Source organism: Micromonospora sp. CA-248212, from assembly GCF_050948405.1.
Lineage (GTDB): Bacteria > Actinomycetota > Actinomycetes > Mycobacteriales > Micromonosporaceae > Micromonospora.
In genome coordinates, this window is the sequence record NZ_CP192023.1 from 4759765 (window position 1) to 4779497 (window position 19733).

A 19733-nucleotide genomic window follows, 5' to 3' on the forward strand; every position below is an offset into this window, starting at 1 on the left:
GGGTTAGGCCCAGCGGTGTTGTCGTTCGCTGCGGACGCGTGCGCGTTTGCGGCGTTGAGCGGTCAGGACGTCGGGGTGGCGGGCGTTGGCGTTGCGCCAGCGTAGGTATTGATGCAGGTGGCGGCCAAGGGCGACGTGGTTGTGGTGGTCGGATCCGGCGATCACGAAGGTGCGTAGCGGGCCGAAGTGGGCCTCGATCGGGTTGGCCCAGGATGCGTAGGTCGGGGTGAAGCAGAGCTCGAGCTTGTTCCGGGTCGCCCACTGCCGGATGGCGGCGCCGGAGTTTGGTCGGGCGTGTGTTGGCCGTCGAGACGATGAACTGCTCGTCGTCAGGACTGATCTGGCGGGGACGGCCACCTGCCCATTAGGGTCCAAGCTGGGCATCCCCATCTCATTGAACCGGTGAATGACACCACGCACGGAGTCCTCGTCGGCCTGGACCAGCCGGGCGATGACCGGCACACTGTTTCCGCCAGCGGAGGCCAACACGACCATCGCCTGGCGCAGCCGGACCGTTGAACCGGTCCCGCGACGCACGAGGCGTTGCAGCTTCTGGCCTTCTGGATCGCCTAATCGGCGTACTCGAACAGGTTCTGCCACCTACACAGCCTTGACCGTCCCCGGGTCCACGTAGCGGACCCGGCCCGGCGTGTCACCCAACCCGGCCAACGTTTGTGGTCAGAGCACTAGCAGCCGCCCAGATAGACGTTGCCATCAACCCACTTCCTTTGGGTAGGGGCTGTCTCGCTAACGGTGTTTCCGGCGATCTTGGTTAGTAGGTTTCAGCGGCTGGGAAGCGGTCGCTGAAGGTGATGGCGAAGGCGTTCAACGCGGGTTTCCAGCGCATCGTCCATCGGGTTCTGCCTGTTCCGGTGGGGTCCAGGGATCGGGTCACCAGGTACAGACACTTCAACGCGGCCTGCTCGTTGGGGAAGTGGCCGCGGGTTTTGATCGCCCGTCGGTAGCGGGCGTTCAACGACTCGATCGCGTTGGTCGAGCAGATCACCCGCCGGATCTCGACGTCGTAGTCGAGGAACGGGATGAACTCCGCCCAGGCGTTGTCCCACAGCCGGATCACCGCCGGATACCGCTCGCCCCACTTCTCTGCCAGGTCCTCGAACGCGGCCCTGGCCGCCGCCGCGTTGACGGCGGTGTAGATCGGTTTGATGTCGTGCTTGAGCGCGTCCCAGTACTTGCGGGAGGTGAGCCGGAACGTGTTGCGGATCAGATGGATGATGCACGTCTGCACGATCGTGCGGGGCCACACGTTCGTGACCACCTCGGGAAGACCTTTCAGGCCGTCGCAGACGAGGAAGAACACGTCCTTCACGCCCCGGTTACGCAGGTCGGTCAGCACGCTCATCCAGAACTTCGCACCCTCACCACCCGAGCCGGCCCATAACCCGAGGATGTCCTTCTCCCCGTCGAGCGTGACCCCGATAGCGGCGTAGAAGGGCCGGTTCGCGACCTGCCCGTCGCGGACCTTGACCACGATCGCGTCGATGAACACGGCGGCGTAAATCTCATCCAACGGGCGGTGCGACCAGTCGGTCATCTCCTCGATCACCTTGTCGGTGATCCGCGAGATCGTCTCCTTCGACACCGAAGCCCCGTAGATCTCCGCGAAATGCGCCGAGATCTCCCCGGTGGTCAAACCCTTGGCATACAACGACAACACGACTTCGTCGACCCCGGACAGGCGCCGCTGCCTCTTCTTGACGATTTGGGGCTCGAAGGTGCCGGCCCGGTCCCGGGGCACATCGATCTGGACCGGCCCCGTGCTATCGGTCAGCACCGTCTTCGCCCTGGTGCCGTTGCGGACGTTGCCCGACTCCACCCCAGCCGACTCATGTTTCTCATAGCCCAGATGCTCGGTCATCTCCTCCTTCAGCGCCGTCTCCAGGACCGTTTTGGTCAGCTGCTTGAGCAGCCCGTCCGGGCCGGTCAGCGACAGCCCTTGTTCCTTCGCGGCCCGGACCAGCTCGGCGGCGGCCTTCGCCTCAGCCGACGGCTCGGGCCGCTTCTTACGTCCGGTCTGGTCGTTCAGTGTCGCGGTCATCACGGCACCCTCCTCACCAGGCACAACGCCCGATGGGTCAGGCCGGAAACACCCTTAGATGCACAGACCCTTTGGGTATCGAGCATGCCGTTGAGGACGTCGTCGACGATGAGATGCCAGCCGTCGCGGTCGGCGATCCACCATCGGTTGTCGTATCGGACGTGATCGGTGATCAGTCGCGACAGTGGCGTTGCCAGGCCTTGGCCGTGCAGTTCGCGCATGTTCGCGTGGCTGATGAAGCCGTCGGTGGTGTCGTTGATGGTGCTGTCAGGGGTGTTCATCGCAGCCGGTCCCCTTCTCACAGCTCGAATGTTGGCTGCTGGCCGCGCTGGACCGCACTTGGCGGGTTGAGGGTCGGGGCGTGCTGTGGCGCGGGCTGGGACTGAGGGGTGGGGCTGACGTCGGGGGCCTCGCGTCCGAGCGCAGCGGCGGCGCTGAGCTGGAGCTGATTACGGACGTCTTCGACGACGAGTTCGTGGCCGATGGTGATGGCGGTGCCGTTGATGACGGTCATGGTGGCGAGTCGGGCGACGTAGGCGGCGTTGGGTTCGGGGCTGTGCGCGTCGGCGCGGTAGGTGTTGCCCCAGTTGTCGGTTCCGTAGAGGTCGGCGGAGGCGCGGAGCCGCTCGAATTCCCAGAGCAGGATGATTTCGTCGATGGGTTCGCCTTCGGCGGCGAGGGTGACGAAGGTCATGAACACCTCGCGACGCTGGTCGCTGCTGAAGGTCTCCGGTGGAACGATCTGGGAAACCGTGCGGGCCTGCTCGGGGTGAGCGAGGAGGTCTGCCAGGAGTTGGTCTTCGCGGGCGGCGCGTTCGCTGGTGGTGACCGCAGCATCGAGTTCGTCCGGTGTGCGCCAGACTCGCAGGGCCTGTTGTTCGTCGATGGTGGTGAACGCCTGGTATGCCTGGGCTTGGTGGGTGAGTGCTTGGGCCATGCCGGTCATCTCGGTGCGGGTTTGTTCGGTGGGTTGTCCGGTGATGGCGGAGACGGCGATGCGTTCGCCGTGCTCGGCGATTGTGCGTCGGAACCCGGAGACCTGGACCATGCGCGCGTACGAGGCGATATGCGTGGTGGAGGGGCATGCGCCGCGTAGTTCTTGCAGCCAGTCGGCGTCGACGCCGGGCTGGTCGACGCGGTTGGCAACGTGCCAGGTGAGTTCGTCGCCGTGGTGGTAGTCGCGCAGGTCCAGGACCGCGGTGTAGATCTGGCGCAGCACGCGGTGGCCGAACGACTCCGGGCGCAGGTAATCGAACTCGGCGGGTAGTGGCTGGTCGGCGAGCATCGCGCCGACCAGGGCTTGTTCGGCCCGTACCGTCAGGTAGCTCATGGTCGTGTCCTGTTTCCTTCGTTCTACGGCGCGTCGTGGTGGCGGTGGCTGTCGTCGACCAGGGCGTCAGCGATGGCCATGCGTTCGGCGCTGGCGTCGAGTTCGGTGCTGAACAGCGGGTCGGTTACCTGTTGCCAGCCGTCTCCGTCGGGGCGGGGCATCCACCAGACGCCCTCGTAGTGTTGGAAGTCGCTGATCTTCGCTCCGACTGGTCGGGCCTTGCCGGCGTCAATCGCGGCGTACATCTCGGGGTTGGACAGGGTGCGCGGGTTGCCGGCGATGGGGTCGGTGGCTGTCATCAGGCCGGGTGGTACGCCGAGGAGCGGGTCACCGGATAACCACTTGGTGCGCAGGGCTTCGTCGGCGGCGGCGAGGTGGCCGGGGCTTTTGTGTCCGGCGCGGCATCCCTTGGCGTAGAAGGTGGCGGCGGCCTGCACGACCTGGCGCATCTCGTTGTGCCAGTAGCGGGCGGCCTGCCCGGAGGGCTCGTCGGCGGCGTAGATCTGCTCCCGCCAGACCTTCAGCGCGAACAGTTCCTCGATCAGGCCGGGGTGCAGGTGCCAGCACGAGCGGACTCGGGTCTCGGTGGCCAGTTCGTAGCGGTCGTGCAGCCAGACGACCCATTCGACGAGTTCGACCCAGGCAGCTTTGCGCTGAGTGGGGGTCTGGGCGTGCCATTCACGCAACAGGGCGCCTGTGCCGACCGGTTGGCCGTCAACGGGAACCATCTGGCTGCGGGCGGCTACGGCATCGGCGCGTCCGCCGGGCCGTAGCCGGGCGGTGGGCAGGTCGGGGTTCATGGGGTGCCTCCGGTGCGCAGCGCGCGTGCGGCGGCGCGGGCTGCGGCGAACTGTTTGCGGTGCGGGCCTTGGTAGTGGCGGGTCATCCGGGTTTTGATCGCCGGGGTGTTGGCTTCGATGATCAGTGCCTCGCGGTGGCGTTTGGACAGGGTGCGGATCTGGTCAGGGGTGATGGTGTCGCGGTCTTGGAGACTGGGCGAGGACGTGATGCCCTGTGGTCCGCGTTGGATGGTGGTGACGGTCTCGCGGTATTTGCCGGCTAGCCGGGCGAAGTCGTCGAGTTCGTCGCCGGACAGGCCACCGAGGGCGATCTTGATGGTGGCGTTGCCCCACATGATGTCCGCGCCGTCGCGGCCCCACCGTTTGCGGGCCTGGGCGAGGCTTTGGAACACCGCGACGATGAAGATCCCTGAACCGGCGGCGGTGGACATCTGGGTCGCGAGATCCGGCAGCGGCACCACGTTGGCGACCTCGTCGAGGATCATGCCCAGCGGGGGTGAAAGCCGGCCGCCGTTGCGCTCGGCGAGGGTCTTGGCAGTCTCGGTGACCTCGTCGACGAACGCCGACAGCAGCGGCGCGAGGTCCGCGGCGTCCTTCTCCGAAACGGTGATGTAGATGGTGCCGCGTTCACGCAGGAACGCCTCGATGTCGAACGATTCCCAGGCGGGTGGGCAGAACACGTCGCGTGCGGTTTCGCCGACCAGTGGGGCGACCGCGGTCATGACGGTGGCCCACATGTTGGAGCGGGTCTCGGCCGGGGCGGCGTAGATACCTTCCAGCATCGGCGCGACGTTCGGGTTCGCGCCCGAGTGGTCGGCCAGGAGCTTGATCGGTTCGTCGTCGCCTTCGTTGAGCGCCCACGTCAGGACGTCGGTCATGGTGCGGCCGGTGATCGCCGCGACGTGCATCCAGCCGCCGAGCAGGTTGGTGGCGGTCATGCCGAAGAAGGCCGCGTTGGTGGAGTCCCCGGCGCCGTCCTTGCCGACCCGCACCATTGTGTTGGCGCGCTCGCGGGCTTTGTCGTAGCTGTCGCAGCCGGCCAGTGGGGACCAGCGCAGCCGGTAGGGCCAGCCTTCCCGGGCGAAGTCGATGATCGCCACCGGGCCGAGGTCGCGGCGGATGGTCAGGGTGTTTTCGATGACGTCCCCACGGACCGAGGTGACGAGCGCCGGCCCAGCCCAGTCCCGTAGCCACGGGATGATCACCTGGGAGGTTTTGCCCTGACGCGGCGGAGCGAACAGCATCACCGCGTGCTCGACAGAGGCAAACAGGCGCATCCGCGACGGGATCGCTCTACCGAGCTGCACGGCCACGTCGGTGATCTGCACGGCTTTGCGCGGCAGGTCGGGCCGGATCACTGCGGCGCTCTCGAGCGCGGCGGCGGCGCTGAGGTTTTCGGCCAACTGCGCCTTGGAGGCGAATCCGCGCTGCTGATGGCCACTGGCGACCTGCCGGCCGATGAACACTCCCGCCGACACGAGGACCGCGAGGACGAGCAACGCGGCGAGGTAGAACCCGACCGGGCCGGGCAGGTCGGGTTGCGCGTGTTCGGGCCAGGCCAAACGCGGGTCGTCCCAGTGCTTTGGCAGCCGGGAGGCGATGCCGAAGGCATCGGTGAACGGCACGTCGGGCCAGGTCCGTGAGAACAGCAGCCCGGCGACCTGGCCGCTGCCCCAGGTCCCGACGGTCAGCAGCCCGAGACCGCCGATGAGCACGACAATGAGGTAATCGGAGGCATTGGTGAAGGTGCCACTGCCGGTCGTGGTGGTGGTGTTGGTGCTCAACGCGCACCTCCTCGTTCGTGGTCTGGCCAGGCTCGGACGCGTTACGGGCGCAACCGTGGTCCGCCGTCGTCCGGTAGGACCGGACCCGCGGGCTGGTTGGGCGGTGCTGGATCGGCGGTACCGGTTGGTAAGCGCAGATTCTCGGTGATGTCGCGGGCGAGCAGATCGCGCGCCGTGGCGGCGCACTGCGCCGGGTCACCGGTACGGCGGCGACATCGGCCAGCTCGCGGTGTTCCTGCTTGCAGATCGCGGGGCGTCACCGCGGGGATGTCCCCGGAGGTGCGCGGCGTCTTCTCGATGCGCGTCCACACGGTGTCGAACATGCTCGCGCCGGCCGAAGCTTCGTGCTGTGCGGCGTAGAGCAGTACCTCGAACGTGTCCTGGAACAGCGGAACCGAGAACGTCCTGTTGTCCAGCCAGCCGCCGATCGACCAGACGAGCTGCGGGTGCTGGACGAGCCCGGCCACGATGGTCCGTTCCGCGTTGGCCCACTCCGGGTCCGACTTCGCAGGCACCACGACATCGCCAAACTCCCTCTATCCACCAGGCGGTTTGTCTAAACGGCCATGCGTTCGTTGGTGTAGAACAGCTGCCGCTCCTGGGCGGAGAGGATCGTCTGCACGATCTGGCTGGGCTGGCGTCCGACCTTCCACAGCGCGCGGCCGACGTGTTCGCCGGACCAGGAGGCGATGTGGGCGCATTCGGTGTCGGTGAGCCCGATCTGCTCCTTCGTCATGGCGAGGGGTGCGGTGTCTTGGCGCAGGCAGACCCGCACGTCGCAGGAGGCGATCAAGTTGCTGGCGATCATGACTTCTTCGCTGCCGGCGGCGCCGACGGCTTCGAAGTCGGCGAGCCGGTGGGTGCTGAGCATCTGCAGGGTGCCCTGGGCGCGGGAGAGCCGTAGGTCGGAGTCGACCTTGCGGATCATCGCGGGGACGCGCATGGCCCGCCAGAGTTCGTCGCGGATGACCATGCGTACCGGGCCGCCGGGTTCGTCGATCGCCGCCTGCCCCCACGACGACACACACGCGAGGGTCATCGCCACGGTCTCGTCACCGCGCCCGTCGATCCGAGACAGGTCAACGGTCTGGATCGGTGCGTCGAAGTCCAGGTTGACCGTGGTGGGTCCGTCGAACAGGCCGCTGAGGGAACCGTGGATCATGTTGCCAAGCGCGTCGGCGGTAGGCCGGATCATCTCCCGCAGTTCCGCGGTGTCGTCTCCGCGGATACGCAGTTCGGTCGCCATCTCCGGCAGCGGATCACGGAGCAGTGCCCAGACGGCAGGGATGGTCGGATCGGTCAGATCGCTGTGACCAGTGGCCTCGCCGGAGGCGTGTTTGATCGCCAACGACAGGGCCGCTTCCTCGGTCGGTGACAGGGCACGGCCGAGGCGCATGACCAGCAGCGAGGACAACAGAGTGATCCGACGGCGGTGGATCTCGTCCAGTCGCTCGCGTAGCTGTTCAGGGTCGGCGGGCAGGTTGCGGCCGAGGGGTCCGCTGTCGAGGGGGTTGAGCCGGTTGCCGAGGCCTGGCCCGAGTTCGAGGGGTTCGACGCCGAGGTGCCGGGCGAGGGTGGCGTATTCGTTCTTGATGTCGCCGAGGACGAACGCTTTCACCCCATACGCCATCAGCCGGTAGCAAAGCAGCTTGATGGTGGCCGACTTACCCGACCCGGGTACGCCGGTGATCAGGAAGTTGGGGTTGGTGATCAAGCCGAGTCGTAGCCATTCGATGGGGTGGCAGGAGAAGCTGCCGCCGGATTGGGTGTCGATGCCAATGTAGGTGCCGGTCGGGGGCATGGTTTGCCCGTACAGCCAGGGGTAGAGGCCCTGCATCTGGCCGGTGGAGCTGCGGAAGACCGGGACCTGCGGTGCACGGGCGGTGCGGCCGGCGAACGGGCGGGCCCAGCCGCGTCGCGGTGGTGTCGGCTCAGGCCGGACCCGCTCCGGTGCCGCTTGCGGTGTCCGGACCGTGGTTGGGGTGGGCAGGCGTCCGAGCACGTCGGCCAGGTCCACGACGGGCAGGTCGTCGCCTCGCTTACGCCGCAACATGCAGATCACCGCCCTCGGTTTCGGTTGGGGTGGAGGCACTGCGGGGTGTGGTGTTCATGGCGGCTTACCACCTCTTCTTCGGTAGGCCGAAGCCGAGCGGGAGGGCGCCCATGACGAAGCCGACGTCGTGGGCGTACCACATGCGGCGGATTTCGATCCGGGCCGCGGCGGCGTCGGCTTCCAGGGCAAGGCAGGCGTCTTCGAGCTGGTCGGCGTCGGTGACGGTCAACGTCACGTAGCCGGTGAAGCGGACCAGTCCGTGGCCGGCGGCGAGTTCGGCGTCCTGCGCCTCCGCGCGGGCCAGTGCCTGGCGTTCGTGTTCGGGCACGATTTGCTTGGTTCGTTGGCGCATGCCGACGGCGACGGAGCGTTTGGTCCGCTCCCCCATCACCTTCCGCGACGCCTCCCGAGGGCCGAGGGGTTCGATGTGCATCGAGAACGACCGGCGGTGCACACCCTCACCGAGCAGTGGCGCGAGGACGGTGGCGTACACCTGGTTACGCGGCCAATCGTGAATCCAATAAGTCACGGAGTGGGCGCCGTCGTGGGCGTAGGCGTGCGGTTTGGTCTCCGCTGCCGCCGGGCCGGCGACGGCCGGGTCGACACCAGCGGCCAGGCCATCTGCGTTCACGGCGTTCGCGTTGGCGCGGCGTTCGGCCAGGTGCCGCCCCGAGTGCGGGTCATAGGCGGTCCGGATCACCTCGGCGAGATCACGTGGGCCGAGCCACGATTCGATTTGCAGGTCCGCTCCGGCGATCGACGCGCCCAGGGCACGCAGGTGCCGGGTGAGGATGCCGGCGGCGGCGGCGCTTCCGCCGCCGGCGCCCTTGATCGCCCCGGCGGCGCGGCGTTCGTCCATGGTGAACGCGAGGTACGCCTCCCGGCCGCTGGTCGACAGGGTGGCGCCGGCGAGTAGACCTGAGGTGACCTCGACCGCTTGCCGTGGTGCTCCGTCGGCGATGTGGTCGGCGTGCCAGCGGCGCAGCGCGGCGCCGGACTCCGGCACGATCCGCTGTAACGCCTGCACCCGCGTGATCGGGTTCCCTTCGGTGCACAATCCGGCGAGGAGTGCCCCCCAGCTCGCGACGCGTTGGTCGCGGCGGCTGGAGTCGACCAGGCTGATGCCGGAGTACCGCACTCGGGCGACTGCGGTGTAGGTGCGGTCGAGGCGGTGGTAGGCCACGGCCAGGGGTGCGCCGGTTGGCCCTCGCCCTTCCATGATTTTGATGGGGGCGAGGAGGCCGGGTAGGTCCATCGGTTTCGGCGCGGTCTTGTCTGCCGTGGCCTCGGGGGCGAAGGCGGCGGACAGGAATCGGTGGCGGGTGCGGGATCTGCCGAGGTGGTAGGAGGTGAAGGCGAGGACCCACTCGTCGACGGTGCGTCCACCCAGGCGCAGGAACGCCAACGCTGTCAGGATCGCGGCGACGGGCCAGAGGGCCACGCCGGCCTGCATCCGCGCGGACGCGAGGGGCCAGATCGCGGCGAGTACCGCTGCGGCAACCATGACGACGCGTTGGAGTGTCATCCCGAACAGGAATGCGACCTTTTCGTGCTGCCACCCGAAGTAGGTGCGGGTGCTGTGGTCGGAGTTGGTGCTCACTTGCCGACCTCCTCAATCGGGCTGGTGTACGTGGGCTGGTGAGGGACCGGCGGCGGCCCGGGATCCGTCGACACCGGTTCCGTGCGGGTTTCCGGCATCGCTCCCGGCGCGACGGGATGCTGGACGTCGGCCACGACAGAGTTGCTGCGGTCGGTGTCGACTGGCGGAGTCGGCTGCGGACTGCCGCCGGAACCACCGCGAGTGGCGGCACCGGTCCAACTTCCCCCGTACTGCGGGTAGCCGGCGGGTCTGGCGTGCGGATTCGCCCCGTGGATTCCGGCGTGCCCGGCGGTCTGCTCCATTCGCCCGGCGAGGGAGTTCACGGCGCGTTGGGCCATGTCGATACCGGCGGCGGCGACCGCGATCGGCAGAGCAACCGCTCCCAACGCCCCGGCAGCCCCAGCCGCTCCGGCACCAGCCGCGGCGGATCCCCCGGTCGCAGCAGCGCCGGTCGCACCGGCTCCCGTCGCTCCGGTGGCGCCGGCCGCGCCGGTTTCGGTGCCGGCGGCGGCCATGGTGCGGGCCTCGGTGGCCTGGCTGAACTGGGCCGGGTTCACCCCGACCGGGGATCCGCCGCCGCTGTTGGTGCGACCGGCCGCGAACCCAAGTAGCCCGGCCATGCCTCCGCCAGCGGCGGCCTGCACGGTGGCGAAGGTGAAGAAGCGGGCGATGACCGGCCACGCCACGACCGCGAGCAACAGGATCAGCATGCCGGTCAGCAGGGTGGTGAGGTCCTTGGCCCGGGTGGGGTCAGTCGGGTCACCGAAGACCCCGAATCCGATCGCGAACACCATCGCGATCACGGGCTTGAGGCCGATCAGCTGGATCGTCGCCGCACAGAGCTTCGGCCACCAACTCCTCGTGGTCTCCGAGATTTCCCCGACCGCGGCGATCGGTGAGGTCGCCAGCAGCACCGCGATCGCGGCGTTGCGCAGCAGCATCTCGAACCAAAGCACCAGCGTGAGCACGATCCCGACCAGGGCCAGGATCAGCACCAGCGAGGCGGACGTGCCGTTGACGCTGCTGAGCTGGAAAAGAACGGTCAGCTTGGCCTTCAGTCCGTCGTTGCCTCCCAGGGATCTGTCGACGATGCCCTTGGTGATCTCGTCAGAGGCGATCAGTGCCGCGTTCGCGACGAGCATCGTCGCCAGGAACGCCAGCACCGCTTTGCCGGTGCCGACCAATCCCTGGGCCAGGGCGGAACCGTCCTGGGTGACCGCGGTCCGGATGATCTGGATCAGCAGCAGCAGCGCCCCGATCCCCATCGCGAGCCACTTCGAGATCGCGTACGGCCCGTCGATGCTCATCAGGTCGATGTTCGGGAAGGCCACGAACGCGTCCGCGAACGTCTTCAGCAACGACGTCGCCGCGTCAGCGAACGACTTGCAGACCGACTCCCACGCGTTGCCCGCGACACCACCGACGATGCCGCCGATGATGTCCCCGGGGTTGCAGCCGCTGGCGCCGGTGTCGAGGGGGTCGCAGGCGGCGATCATGGGGTGAGCACCTGCCACCCCTTGGCTGCGGCGTCGGCGGTGTTGGGCCGGGCAACGAGGCTGTTGTAGTCGGCGTACTTGCTCGCCCCGGCCTTGAGGGCCTTCCAGTCGGTGCCGTCCCAGTGCAGTTCTATGGGGTACGCGCCGAGCGTGGACGTGACCTGCCCGCCGGTGGTGGTGGTGAGGTAGGCCAGGATCAGCACCGTGACGGTGTCCGGTGAGGCGTCGCGCAGCTGGTAGGCGGCGGGTCCGAAGGTCATCGACGCACCGGGCGGGACCGGGCCGGTGGTCGGCAGTCCGAGGGAGTGGCGGGTGTTGAGCCTGCCCCGCGCCAGGGAGTCCTCGGCGTCGTCGTAGGAGGGGTCCGCGATTACCGAGGCGATCTCCCGGCCCCGCTGCGGGTCGAGGGTCGACATGACCTGGGTCAGGTACTCCACGCCCGCTACCGCCGCACCCTGCATGGAGTGGGGATAACCCACCGAAATCCCCGCCTTGGTCCGCTTACCCTTGACCAGTTGGAGCGGGCCTGCGGGAACCTGCTGGACCGGGGGCTGCGGAGCCGGGGACGCCGACGCCGCACTGCCCCTCGGTGGGGCACCGGCGGAGCGGGAGAGCGTCCAGGTGATCAGCACGGCCGTTGCGGCCACGACGATCGTCACGGAGACGATCACTGTTACGCGTCGTGTACGACGGGTTTCGTCCAGGAATGTGTTCATAAGCGCTGGTGGTCAGCCGGCCGCACCGAAGACGGTGTTGACCAGGGGAATCGCGATCGCGGTAGCGATCACACCGGCGAGCGACCAGATGAAAGCGCTCTTGCCCTTCTCGGCCGTGTCGGGCCGGTTGGAGAGCTTGCCGGCGGCCATCAGGCCACCGGAGGCAAGAGCCGCGATGGCGCAGGCGATCAATGCGCCCCACTTGACGTAGGACAGCAGCAGCGTGACTCCGTTGCTGCCACCGGTCGGATCGGCGGGGGCGGGATTGGGCACGTCCGCGAACACGGACAGCGCGGAGGCAAGGTGGTGCATGGGGTCTCTCCTCGCGAGCAGGGGTGTCGCCGCCGCGTGTCTTCCCTGGTCAACCCAGGTCGTAAACAATCACGAACAGCGGGGGAACTGTAAGCGGTCCCCCACCCCGGCGCGATAGTCTCCAGCGGAGTGACATGGCTCATAGGCCATGGAGTTGCGTCTACGATCGTGAACAACGCATCCTGAGTCGGAACGTCAACAGTCGAGAGGCCAACCACTGGGATGACCACCGACGATGACGGGCCAAACTTCGTCGCGGCGCGCTTGGACCACCTGTTCCGGACGGTCTATCCCGCCTCGCTCGGCCGCCCCTACAGCTACCGCGAGGCCGCCGCGAAGATCGCGGAACTCGCCGGCCACCGGGCCGTCTCCCCGGTGTATCTGCAGCAAATCCGCACCAGCAAGCGCGCGACCCCAAGCCTGGACAAGCTGATCTGGATCGCCCGCCTGTTCGGCGTCCCGGTGACGTACTTCGCCGACGGCGTCATCGCCGATCGTGTCGACGCGCAGTTGGCGATCGTCACCGAGCTGCGCGATCACGGCGTGCGTGAACTGGCCCGGTTGGCCACCGGACTGTCCGCCGAAGCCTTGGAGCCGATCAAGGCTCAGCTGCGCTACGCCCGGCGTTCGGAAGGGCTGCCGGAGATCACGGACGACCCGGCGGAACCGTCCGTCTGATTGTGAGATGTTCCTCTGACCTGCACTTTCCCCCTGGTCGACACTCACATTTCCTCGCTACTCTCCCGAATGCGGATATTCCAGCCCGGTGGCTTCTGTCGCCGGGCTTACCCATGCGACACGGGGAGAAGCTGTGCGCCGACCACGCACCCCACAGCACAACACCGAACCCCGCCCACGCGACCTCCGGCGCCGGTGCGAACGTCTGCTCGACGACAACGGGATCGTGGTGCCGTCGCCGTTCGACCGGCACACCCTGGCCGCCGTCATCGCCCACCACCGCGGGCGCCCCGTCGAGGTACGGGAACTGCCCGTGCCCGTACGGGCAGACCAGCACTCCGGCGTCTGGGTACACACCACGACCCGGGACCTGATCTTCGTCGACCCGACGCGCAGCCCCTGGGAGCAGGACCACATCACCGCCCACGAGGTCGGCCACATGCTGTGGAACCACGAGGCATCCGACGTCGACCTCGGCGAGATCCTGCTACCTGACCTGGACATGAGCGTCGTACGGGCCATGCTCGGCCGGCACGACTTCAGCACCGAGCAGGAACGCGAGGCCGAGATGATGGCCACCGTCATCATCGACCGGGCCGCCCGCACCACCCCCGCCGCTCGCTCCCCCATCGACCGGGTCACGTCCGCCCTGTCGCTCGACGATGTCTGAGATCTCGGGTTCCGAACTCGTCGTCGTCGCCGTCCTGTGGCTGGCCTCCGCCGCCCGCGTGCACACGGTGCGCGCCGGCCCGGCCCACCGCGCGCTGTTCGTGGCCATCACCGCCCTGGCGCTGTCGATGACCGCCCGCGTCGACGTCATCGCCCACGACATCGACCAGGTCACCGGGATCCACGGCGCGGGGGTACTGATCAAGCACGTCAGTGGGCTGATCGCCGTGGCCGCGCTGTTCGACCTCGCCGTCCTCGGCACCACGACCCGAATTCGCCGGCACGGCCTGCCCCTGGCCGGACTGGTGGTCACGACCGTGACCATGACCGCCCTGTTCTGGGCGATGCCCCGCGACGATTCCGCCGACTTCGCCGACCGCGCCGCCGGTCACACCCTCACGACCTGGTACATCCTGATCTGGACGACCTATCTCGGCGTGGCGATGGCCCTGTCGACCCGGCTGTTCCACCACGGCCACACCGCCAGCCGCAACCAGGTCGTGCGCGCCGGGCAACTCATGCTCACCATCGGCTGCGCCATCGGCACCGGATACGCCCTCTACCGCCTCGCCTACTTCGCCGCCCGCCTCGACCACGGCCCACCGGCCCGAGGCGACACGTTCTACGTCGACCTGTCCGACGACATCAAATATCTCGCCATCCTGTTCATCGCGGGAGGTCTCAGCACCGCTGGTATCCCCGCGACCCGGGCCAGCCTCCGCGCCCGCCGTCACCTGCGCGCCCTGCAACCGCTGTGGCAGGCGCTCGTCCCGGCCAACCGCCGCCTCGACCAGCCCGGCCTCACTCCCCGCGACCGGCTGACCCGACACACCGTCGAGCTCTACGACGCCATCCACGTGCTGCACCGCAACGCCGCCCCACACCTCGCTCCCCTCGCCCGCACCCGACTGGCCGGGCGTGGACTCGTCGGCGACGACCTCGACATCGCCACCTACGTCTGCGTGCTCCGCGCCACCTGGCTACAGACCACACGGCGGTCCACCGTCATCCAGACCACGTCACCACCGCTGTCCGCCGACCCGGCCAGCGGACTCGCCTGGCTGCTCGACCTCGCCCACCTCTGGGACACCCCCGCCGTCAACGACACCCTCGCCGACCTGTTCACCGCACCGGAGGCCGCCCGATGACCACGGTCACCGCCACCGAATCCCGCACCGCCCGCCTGCTCACCGACTGGCTCGACCCCAAAACGTGGATCATCGCCGTCAGCCTCATCACCGGATGGACCGCCGAGCGGTGGCCCGGCCTCGGTTGGGGAGCACTGAGCGCGTTGTTCGCCGCGATCATCCCCGTCCTGATCATCAAGCGCGGTGTGCAGGCCGGACGATGGGCCGACCGGCACCTCGGCGTCATCCGCGCCCGACTCATCGTGATGGCCCTCATCCTCACCTCAGTCGCCCTCGGCATCGCGATCATGCTCCTCGGCGGCGCGCCCACGTCCCTCGTCGCGCTCACCGTCGCCATGTTCGCCACCCTCGCCGTGCTGACCGCCATCACCCCACGCTGGAAAATCAGCGTCCACGCGGCCGTCTCCGCCGGAGCGACCACCATGCTCGCCGGCCAACTACCCCTCGCCGCGATCCTGATCCTCAGCCTGGTCGTGGCGGCCGTCGCTTGGTCCCGCGTCGAGCTCCGTGATCACACCCCAGCCCAAGCCGTCGCCGGCGGCATCATCGGCGCACTCATCGCCGGACTCGTGTTCACCTCACTGAGCTGACCAACCGGGAAACATCCGTTAACAATAGTTGACAGCCCTGCTTCCGCAGGGGTTACCCTCGGCCGCGCGCCTTGCCGCCAGCAATCGCGTACACCCTTGATGGCTTGTCCCCGAGGTAGCCCGCAATGACCCCACGCCCCCGGCAGCCACGATGAGGCGGCTGCTCACACTCGCACCCCTCGCCCCCGTAGCGCTCGCGCTCGTCGTCGCCGTCTCCGCGACCGGCAGCGGCGCCCTCGACCCCGTCGCATCCACAACCGGCTGCCTCCCCGCCGTCGCGGAGGGCAGCGAAGCGCAGAGCGCCCTCAAAGCGCTCACCCCGACCGCCCTGGCCAACGCCAAGACCATCTACGACACCTCAGCGCAGATGAAACTGCCCGCGCGGGCCGCGGTCGTCGGCATCGCCACCGCGCTGCAGGAGTCCTACCTCAAGAACATGGCCAATTCAAACGTGCCCAGGTCACTCACCCTGCCGCACGAGGGCGTTGGCTCCGACCACGACAGCGTCGGACTGTTCCAACAACGCCCCCTACCGCCGGATGGCGAAGGCGGATGGGGCACCGTGCAGGAGCTCATGACCCCCACCATCTCCGCCACCAAATTCTTCTCCAAGATGCGCACCATCGACGGCTGGGAAACCATGCCCCTCGCGGTCGTCGCCCAACGGGTCCAGGTCAGCGCCTTCCCCGACGCCTACGCCAAACACGAGCCCCTCGCCACGGCGATCGTCAACGCCATCACCGACGGCACCCTCACCTGCACCGCCCCCGGGTCCCCCTCGACCTCGGGATGGATCAAACCCGTCAACGGCACCTTCACCAGCGGCTTCCGTACCCCCGACCGACCAGACCACGACGGCGTCGACGTGGCCGCACCCAAGGGAACACCGATCTACGCCGCCGGCGCCGGAATCGTCATCACCGCCAAGTGCGACAGCGCCAACTGCGACATCGACGGCTCACTCAACACGCCAGGCTGCGGATGGTACGTCCAGATCCGCCACGCCGACGGCACCGCGACCCGCTACTGCCACATGCTCCACCGCCCGTACGTCACCGTGGGCCAAGCCGTCAGCACTGGCCAGCAGCTCGGCGTCGTCGGCACCAGCGGCCACTCCAGCGGGCCACACCTGCACTTCGAAACCCACACCAGCAACCCACCAAGTAGCACCAACGCCACCGAACCATTCACGTTCATGGCCGCTCGCGGCGTCCGCTTGAGTTGATCATGATAATTGTAGGTTCTCACCGCCGACGGCGATTCTCCCGATCTTGGCGGCCGCGTCGGCGGTTCCGCCATGATCACGAGAATTCGACGGCTACCGGCGAGAAGCGAGCGCCTCCATCAACGCATCGGCCTGAGCCGGCGAAAAACGAACTCGACATAGTCCGCCTCCTCCGGGGGCCCACCAGCCGCCCCGACCCCGAGGCTAAACAACACGCTCCCATCAGGGTCGCCGATGACCTCCAGATCCCCTGACACAATCCCCGGTTCGCCATCGATACTGGAACCAGGCCAAGAATTCGCAACCTCAAGCAACACGCGTCGTTCCGTCACCCGGGGCACGCTATACGCCTACAGGCCGGGGTCCAAGACGCAGGCCCGCGACGGCCAGCCCCGCGCCCGGGCTTGGCACCGCCCGCCACAAACGCCTGGTCACCCACGCTCTCAATGGCGACCCCGTTCCTACCGAGACGGCCGGACAGGTCGGCCATGGTCTATGTTCGTGGAGTCGCTCCACGGTGATCGTTCAGCCAGCCTCCTGCGGCACCAGCCGATCAGGATGAGGCGGCAGGTTCCTTTGAATTCTCCTTGACCCTGGTGTGACCATGGAAACGTGCCCGCTCAGCCTCCTCTTGACCGCTTCGCCGCAGCCCGGCGTATCGCTGAACTTCGCCTGCAAGCCGACGACAACATCCGTGAGCAGCACGTTGTCTCGCGCGTCGTCTTGAAACAATGGACGGACCGCACACGGTGCCTGCACGCGGTGAGCGTTACGGACAGGACGGCGAGGGTCATCGCTCGCGGTCCAGGAGGACTGGGTAAAATCCCGAGCTTCGTGCCGCGGGCCTCCCGATCGGCGGAGGAACGATGGGCCATGACCGAACGGCACGTGCCACGGCTGGTTCGGCTCTGTGATACCGATGCGATCCTGGACGACCCAGATGCGGCAGCGACACTGCGCGATCTCGTGGCCCTGCACCTGGTACGAACCCGGAGTTTCTGGCGGGTCCACGTCCAGGGCTTTCGGCACGAGAGGGAGGCTTTGAGGCAACGGGCTCGGACCTTCCCTGGGTACGCGAACGACTTCCAGCGCCGTTTCGGCCGGCCGCCACGAACCGACGAAGATCACGACTTCTACTTCGAGATGGTGCTGGCGCAGCGTTCGGACATCGACTTCCACAGCGGCCTGACATTCCGGTACAGCGTCGAGCGAATGTTCGACAGATGCCGTGCGTGGATGGCGGACCGCCAGATCCAAATCGTTCACCCGTCATCAGGAGAGTTCCTCGTCGGCGACGCCCCGGTGGTGCTACTCGATCGAAGAGGGCGATTGGAACCAGGAGTGGGAGTCACTCTCGGCAACGCCAGTCAGATCTTGATGCCCGTCACTCCGCAGTCGTTGGTGGCGTTCGGCCCAACTGCGAAAGGTGAGGTGGCGGCACACGTGGTCGACGAACTGAATACGTACCAAGTCCGGGCGGCACACACGCACGTCTTCGTCCGCCCCGGCAGCGGACTCGAGAATTTCGTTCGCAGCACCCGGTTTGACTCCATCGCTGCCACGGCGTAACTCCAGAGGTGTCTGCGGACCCTTGATCCGATTCGTCGAGACCGGCTGCCAGGCCACTACCGAGTCCTTCCCGTCAGGAGCTTGTGCCCCGACAGGAAGAGCGATTTCACGTACTCAAATCAGCACGTCGCCGGATCAGACACCGTCACGCTCCGCATTTGCGTTCTTCGCGCGCGGCCGTCGTCTCGCCTGACCGCGCGGCGGTCCCCGACGGGGCGGGTGGCTCAGGGTCGTGTGGGGGGTGTGGCAGTGTCGTTGGCGGTGTGGCCGCGTTCGAGGATCAACACGTAGGAGAACAGTCCCGGCTTCGCGCCGGATACTTGTTCGTGCGCGGCCAGGATCTCGCCCGTGTGTGGGTGAACGACGAGCTGGGTCGTTGAGCCGCCCGCGATGACGGTGAGGCTGATGCCGATTCGGCCGGCGAGGTCGGCCTGTTCGCCCTGGTAGGTGATGTTTGGTACGTCGGCCAAGACGCGCAGGGTGGCCGCGCGTTGGGTCTGGTTGAGGTACTGATTGGTGGCCAGTCCGATGATTCCGTGGACCAGCATCCGCGGGTAGGCGGGCTCGCCGGCCATCTGGCGTGGGGCCAGCATGCCGGCGAGGGCGGTGGGTTCGGTGGGAAAAGGGTCCGCGAGATACGGCCGTAGGTCCCCGCGCAGGTAGGGCGTGTCCGTCGCTCGGGCTGCGGTGAACTGGTCGCGCTCGCGAGACGTCGGTCGGTAGGCGAGGCCAGGCACATCGGGAAGCCGGCGGGTGACCTCGCGACCGGAGTCGTCGGTGTCTCGGCGCCAGCGCTGCAGGTCGATGCGGGCGATCACGTTCGTGGCGCGGGCCCACGACTGGGTGTGCAGGTAGGTGTAGGGAAGGTCGGTCGAGGCGTCGGCGGGAGTGGCCTCGACGCTCGCGGCGAGAGCCATGAGGCGTTGCCGCGCGCTGAGGCGGACCTGGGCGGAGGCGGTGGGCGTGGTCATGGTGGGCTGCTGTCCTGGTGCTGGGGATGTGGGCGATGCCGGGGCGTGGTCAGCGGGGGTGTGTGGCTGGCAGGCGGCGAGCAGGATTCCAACAACGCTCGCAGCGGCCAAGTGGGCACGCATGGGCAGTCGGGGCATGGGCATCGGGGCGTTGATTCCTCGCTGGGTAGCGGGTCGTGTGGACGTTGGTTCGCATCGACGATGCGGCGGCCTGGCGTTGGTGATGTCGGTACGTCGGCCGGGACGTCACTTGTTCTCGGGCGGACCTGGGCACGTCGACCGCTGGCGAGGCTTTCGCCTCCGCGCGGGTGCGGGATTTGTCCGGTCGGGCTGCCCGCAGTTGGAGTTGCGGCATGGGCGGCAGGAGACCGTCCGCTCCCCCGTCGCAGCAACTCGCGGGCCATCAGGTGACACCGCGCAGCAGCCTGGTCAAGGATTGTTTGCCGTGGTCGGTAAGCATGGCTGTCAGGGCCCGCCGGTAGGGCACCGGCCGCAGGAACCCGTCGGCGAGCATGCGGTTGAAGGTGTCGCGGACGGTGCCTTCGCCAACGGTGTTCACCGCGGCGGTCAGCGCCCGCACCGTCCACTCCCGCGCGGGATCGTCCAGCAGCACCATGTAGATGCGGCGCCGGTTGGCCTCCGCTGACTCGCCACCAGAGTGCATGCTCGCCCGCCTTAGCTCAGATGTACCCGCCGCACGGGGCCGGGCCGCAGTCGCCGCGTGCCTCGACCG

General features: G+C 67.8%; 19 protein-coding genes and 1 pseudogene. 6 read left to right on the forward strand and 14 right to left on the reverse strand.

The window, feature by feature from the left end:
• Positions 1 to 3: 3 nt before the first annotated feature.
• The 12 genes and pseudogenes from ACQP03_RS22320 to ACQP03_RS22375 form a co-directional block, all read right to left on the reverse strand.
• Positions 4 to 600, reverse strand: a pseudogene (locus ACQP03_RS22320) (helix-turn-helix domain-containing protein).
• Between the two features lie 172 nt (positions 601 to 772).
• The gene (locus tag ACQP03_RS22325; RefSeq protein WP_357175977.1) at positions 773 to 2059 is read right to left on the reverse strand and encodes an IS256 family transposase; all 1287 of its coding nucleotides are present in this window, start codon (positions 2057 to 2059) and stop codon (positions 773 to 775) included.
• The gene (locus ACQP03_RS22330; RefSeq protein ID WP_433458259.1) at positions 2059 to 2340 is read right to left on the reverse strand and encodes a hypothetical protein; all 282 of its coding nucleotides are present in this window, start codon (positions 2338 to 2340) and stop codon (positions 2059 to 2061) included. The genes ACQP03_RS22325 and ACQP03_RS22330 overlap by 1 nt, the downstream gene beginning before the upstream one ends.
• Before the next feature lie 17 nt (positions 2341 to 2357).
• Positions 2358 to 3389 (reverse strand): DnaB-like helicase N-terminal domain-containing protein, encoded by a 1032-nt coding sequence (locus ACQP03_RS22335; protein ID WP_357171209.1) that lies wholly within the window; start codon positions 3387 to 3389, stop codon positions 2358 to 2360.
• A gap of 23 nt (positions 3390 to 3412) precedes the next feature.
• A complete protein-coding gene (locus ACQP03_RS22340; protein WP_433458261.1) occupies positions 3413 to 4189 on the reverse strand; it encodes a hypothetical protein in 777 nt (258 codons plus the stop codon).
• Positions 4186 to 5688, reverse strand: coding sequence for a type IV secretory system conjugative DNA transfer family protein (locus ACQP03_RS22345; RefSeq protein WP_433458263.1), 1503 nt, complete (start codon positions 5686 to 5688; stop codon positions 4186 to 4188). The genes ACQP03_RS22340 and ACQP03_RS22345 overlap by 4 nt, the downstream gene beginning before the upstream one ends.
• 326 nt (positions 5689 to 6014) lie before the next feature.
• Positions 6015 to 6488 carry a hypothetical protein gene (locus ACQP03_RS22350; protein ID WP_357171203.1) on the reverse strand — a complete coding sequence of 158 codons (474 nt, stop codon included), beginning with the start codon at positions 6486 to 6488 and terminating at the stop codon, positions 6015 to 6017.
• Positions 6489 to 6529: 41 nt separating this feature from the next.
• Complete coding sequence (locus tag ACQP03_RS22355) at positions 6530 to 8026, reverse strand: VirB4 family type IV secretion system protein (protein ID WP_357171201.1); 1497 nt, start codon at positions 8024 to 8026, stop codon at positions 6530 to 6532.
• A 64-nt stretch (positions 8027 to 8090) separates the two neighbouring features.
• Complete coding sequence (locus ACQP03_RS22360; protein ID WP_433458266.1) at positions 8091 to 9626, reverse strand: SCO6880 family protein; 1536 nt, start codon at positions 9624 to 9626, stop codon at positions 8091 to 8093.
• On the reverse strand, positions 9623 to 11122 hold the full coding sequence (locus tag ACQP03_RS22365; RefSeq protein WP_357171197.1) for a hypothetical protein: 1500 nt from the start codon (positions 11120 to 11122) through the stop codon (positions 9623 to 9625). Before ACQP03_RS22365 ends, ACQP03_RS22360 begins: the two co-directional genes overlap by 4 nt.
• Positions 11119 to 11781 carry a hypothetical protein gene (locus tag ACQP03_RS22370; RefSeq protein ID WP_357171195.1) on the reverse strand — a complete coding sequence of 221 codons (663 nt, stop codon included), beginning with the start codon at positions 11779 to 11781 and terminating at the stop codon, positions 11119 to 11121. Before ACQP03_RS22370 ends, ACQP03_RS22365 begins: the two co-directional genes overlap by 4 nt.
• Before the next feature lie 69 nt (positions 11782 to 11850).
• A complete protein-coding gene (locus ACQP03_RS22375) occupies positions 11851 to 12150 on the reverse strand; it encodes a hypothetical protein (RefSeq protein ID WP_357171193.1) in 300 nt (99 codons plus the stop codon).
• 222 nt (positions 12151 to 12372) lie between these two features.
• Here ACQP03_RS22375 and ACQP03_RS22380 point away from each other — a divergent pair, with 222 nt between their 5' ends.
• The 6 genes from ACQP03_RS22380 (at position 12373) to ACQP03_RS22405 (ending at position 18029) form a co-directional block, all read left to right on the forward strand.
• Positions 12373 to 12828 carry a helix-turn-helix domain-containing protein gene (locus ACQP03_RS22380; RefSeq protein ID WP_357171191.1) on the forward strand — a complete coding sequence of 152 codons (456 nt, stop codon included), beginning with the start codon at positions 12373 to 12375 and terminating at the stop codon, positions 12826 to 12828.
• 133 nt (positions 12829 to 12961) lie between these two features.
• On the forward strand, positions 12962 to 13498 hold the full coding sequence (locus tag ACQP03_RS22385) for a hypothetical protein (protein WP_433458269.1): 537 nt from the start codon (positions 12962 to 12964) through the stop codon (positions 13496 to 13498).
• A complete protein-coding gene (locus tag ACQP03_RS22390; RefSeq protein WP_357171187.1) occupies positions 13491 to 14645 on the forward strand; it encodes an MAB_1171c family putative transporter in 1155 nt (384 codons plus the stop codon). Before ACQP03_RS22385 ends, ACQP03_RS22390 begins: the two co-directional genes overlap by 8 nt.
• Positions 14642 to 15235 carry a hypothetical protein gene (locus ACQP03_RS22395; RefSeq protein WP_357171185.1) on the forward strand — a complete coding sequence of 198 codons (594 nt, stop codon included), beginning with the start codon at positions 14642 to 14644 and terminating at the stop codon, positions 15233 to 15235. The genes ACQP03_RS22390 and ACQP03_RS22395 overlap by 4 nt, the downstream gene beginning before the upstream one ends.
• 151 nt (positions 15236 to 15386) lie before the next feature.
• The gene (locus tag ACQP03_RS22400) at positions 15387 to 16460 is read left to right on the forward strand and encodes a M23 family metallopeptidase (RefSeq protein WP_357171184.1); all 1074 of its coding nucleotides are present in this window, start codon (positions 15387 to 15389) and stop codon (positions 16458 to 16460) included.
• A gap of 612 nt (positions 16461 to 17072) precedes the next feature.
• A complete protein-coding gene (locus ACQP03_RS22405; RefSeq protein ID WP_433458272.1) occupies positions 17073 to 18029 on the forward strand; it encodes a DUF4238 domain-containing protein in 957 nt (318 codons plus the stop codon).
• Between the two features lie 224 nt (positions 18030 to 18253).
• Here the strand turns inward: ACQP03_RS22405 and ACQP03_RS22410 are convergent, their stop codons facing one another.
• Positions 18254 to 19000, reverse strand: coding sequence for a hypothetical protein (locus tag ACQP03_RS22410; protein ID WP_357171180.1), 747 nt, complete (start codon positions 18998 to 19000; stop codon positions 18254 to 18256).
• Between the two features lie 403 nt (positions 19001 to 19403).
• Positions 19404 to 19664, reverse strand: a complete 261-nt coding sequence (locus ACQP03_RS22415) for a hypothetical protein (protein WP_357171178.1) — start codon at positions 19662 to 19664, stop codon at positions 19404 to 19406.
• Between the last annotated feature and the right edge of the window lie 69 nt (positions 19665 to 19733).